Here is a 529-nt window from a genome sequence, read left to right as displayed (position 1 = left end):
ACGGCCCGCTTACCGGCTTCTCGATGGCCGGCTACGGCATGACCAAACACCATCTGACGCATCGGGAACCGGGCTGGCGCCGCCGGCTGGCGATCAACCTGTCCGCGGCGGTGCTGTCGACGATCGTGGTGGGCATCTTCGCGGTGGCGAAATTCACCGAGGGCGCCTGGCTGGTGGTCATCGTGTTCCCGCTGCTGGTGTTCATGCTGACCCGGCTCAACCGCGAATACCGGGCCGAGGCCGCCATTCTCGAGATGTTCCGCACCGATCGCCCGGAGCTGGTGAAGTACGCGCGGCACCGGGTGTTCGTGTTCGTCGACTCGGTCGATCTGGCGGTGATCGAGGCGCTGCGCTACGGCAGGGGGTTGCGGGCCGACGAACTGATCGCGGTGCATTTCATGGTCGACCCGGCCCACGCGGCGCTGCTGCGAAAGCGTTGGGACCATTTCGAACTCGATCACCGCCAGATCGACCGAGTCGACGAACACGAACACCCGGTGCCGCGCGTACTTCACCAGCTCCGGGCGAT

Annotated in this window: 1 pseudogene; it reads left to right on the top strand. The window is 66.0% G+C overall.

The window, feature by feature from the left end:
* Positions 1-529 (top strand): annotated as a pseudogene (locus A5659_RS06540) (hypothetical protein); the annotation flags it as partial.

Origin of the sequence: Mycobacterium sp. 1165196.3, from assembly GCF_001673415.1 — a bacterium.
GTDB classification, from domain to species: Bacteria; Actinomycetota; Actinomycetes; order Mycobacteriales; family Mycobacteriaceae; genus Mycobacterium; species Mycobacterium europaeum_A.
The sequence above is the reverse complement of the archived record's forward strand: the minus strand, read 5'-3'. Positions and strand labels throughout refer to the sequence as shown.